Origin of the sequence: Pseudomonas sp. N040, from assembly GCF_015637705.1 — a bacterium.
Classification (GTDB): domain Bacteria; phylum Pseudomonadota; class Gammaproteobacteria; order Pseudomonadales; family Pseudomonadaceae; genus Aquipseudomonas.
In genome coordinates this window covers 1-329 of record NZ_JADOBE010000023.1, presented here as the reverse complement: position 1 = coordinate 329, position 329 = coordinate 1, and the positions used below count along the sequence as shown (strand labels likewise).

The window sequence follows — 329 nt, the reverse complement described above, 5'->3', positions numbered from 1 at the left end:
GTATTGCCCTGCAAGGTGCCGGCGCTGACCGTGGTGCCGCCGCTGTAGGTGTTGGTGCCGGTAAGGGTGGTGGTGCCGCTGCCGGCCTGAACCAGCGCGCCGGTGCCGGAAATGCTGTTGCCGAGGGTGACGGCATTGCTGCGGTTGACCTGCAGGGTGGCGTTGTTGACCACGGTGCCGCTGCCCAGCTGGCCGGTGGTGCCGCCGGCACCGATGCTGAGGGTGCCGTCGCTCACGGTGGTGGTGCCGCTGTAGGTGTTGGCGCCGGTGAGCGAGAGGGTGGCGGCTCCTTGTTTGTCCAGGCTGCCGCTGCCACTCAGGGTGCCGGC

1 protein-coding gene is annotated in these 329 nt (G+C 69.6%); it reads right to left on the bottom strand.

Annotated elements, in window-relative coordinates:
• Positions 1 to 329: autotransporter-associated beta strand repeat-containing protein (locus ISX93_RS17005; protein WP_195779944.1), on the bottom strand; the 329-nt coding region annotated here is incomplete at both ends.